This window comes from Micromonospora sp. LOL_015 (genome assembly GCF_048060275.1).
In the GTDB taxonomy this organism is placed as follows: Bacteria; Actinomycetota; Actinomycetes; order Mycobacteriales; family Micromonosporaceae; genus Micromonospora_E.
Window position 1 is genome coordinate 1 of the sequence record NZ_JBHMIO010000124.1, and the last position, 1,726, is coordinate 1,726.

A 1,726-nucleotide genomic window follows, 5' to 3' on the forward strand; every position below is an offset into this window, starting at 1 on the left:
CCCAATCACTCGACACCCAAGATCATTTTACCGGGTGTCGCCATGACCGTTTGACTCCGCCATCTTGAAACGGCCGTGGGCGCGACACCGACCGAGCCACCCGCGCTGCCGTCAGAGCATCACATCTTTTATCCAAACATTCGGATGCATTTGAGGTTTCTGACGGCAACGTTGACGGCAACCCGGATGAACGCCCGCGCACGCCAACGCACACCGAGATGGGCCAGCAAGGCTGTGGAGTGGCATCAGAGCGCCTCACTTGCCACCCACTCTATTTCGAATCGCCGTGACTAATTCCTGCGCCGCAACTCGGTCATCATCACGAATCCGAGCCAGCGGAGTACGGTTTTTAACTCCGTCTATCGTCGCCTTCTGCCGGGATCTCTCGTCCGATAGATACGTTGCGCCAGCCACGTTCTGATCGAGCTGACCCAAGGCGGTCAGAGACGCATGTGCGCAACTAATGGCGACTTCCGGATCACCGCCGGTCGCCGCACATTTCGTCGCATACATAAGAACGAGGCATCCGTAGAAGGAGTAGATGTCATCGGCTTCAGTGAAGCCTAGATCGTTCGGCTGGAGTTCGGGAAATAACAACAGATGCTCACGCCGCCCGTCTAGCAACCTAGCTGGACGTCTCAGGTCCCACAGATCTTCAAGCGTCTCGACAACGTAGGCGATGTCGTCAGCGCGGCTGGGGTCGACTGCCCTGACGGCACAGAAGACCTGCACCAATCGTTCCGCACAACTCGCCGCAAAGATCCGCGCTAGCTGTCCGTCACCCCCGCGTAGGGCACGTACGGTTTCCTCGTCAACTACCACTCGAAGCTCCTCTGACGTGTGGTGGTAACACCACTACCAGGATAGACGTTACCCATCATTCTCCCTCCGCTACCCCTAATCCATGGAGCACAGATTGAAAGACAGGCGTTTCTCGAAGTTCCCCCAGCGACCGGCGTCCACCCTTGTTCATTGATGAACAGGAAGGCGTTTTGCTCGGCGTGTGTACCCGGAATATTCGGCGCATGCATCTCGCCGCGTCGGAGCGGTACAGACATTTGTGCAGGTGTTAAACCATCGCCAGAGCCAGCAATTACATCGACGACTCCGTGAGGCGTCTGCGCCCGGACTACTGCGACCGTGCTGATGTTATTACGAATGTACTCGTCTGGCTCTGCGGCGTGAATTTGGCTCGCTCGATCCGAGAATCCGCAGTTGTGCACGAGAACCGGCGTATCACCGGCGATCACATGGTACGTGTGGCATTGCTACGGCGGCTGCGGCGATGTCATGGCGTCGATTTTGGCAGGGAGCTGGGCTTTCGCTCAACCACCCGTCTGCAGTTCATCGATAGTTGGCGATTTTGACAGCAGCCGTGACAGCAACGTGGGCGCACGCGCTACAGCCGTTCCGGCCCGCGCGCACGCGCCCACGCGCGGACCAGTGCGACCAAGCGACGCCTCCCAGTCGAAGCGATCAAGGCCGTGACGATCCCATCACGGGTCAACCCGCGCGCCGGGTTCCGGGGATCGACGCCACGCCGCTACGCGCCGCGCCAACGAGAAGCCGCAACTTTGGCATCCAGCCCGACAGCTAGATCGACTCATTCGCATACGTTGCGAGTGCCTGACATTAGCCCTGACAGCAATCGGCACGCGCACCTATGCCCAATGCCACGTAGCTTAAGTTGATCTTGGTGGTGGCTGGACCCGGTAGATGTGGATGG

The 1,726-nt window shown here is 59.0% G+C and carries 1 protein-coding gene; it reads right to left on the reverse strand.

Features of this window, described 5'->3' with window-relative positions:
• Positions 1–255: 255 nt before the first annotated feature.
• Complete coding sequence (locus ACFHWU_RS29040; protein ID WP_416592284.1) at positions 256–822, reverse strand: hypothetical protein; 567 nt, start codon at positions 820–822, stop codon at positions 256–258.
• Positions 823–1,726: the final 904 nt, after the last annotated feature.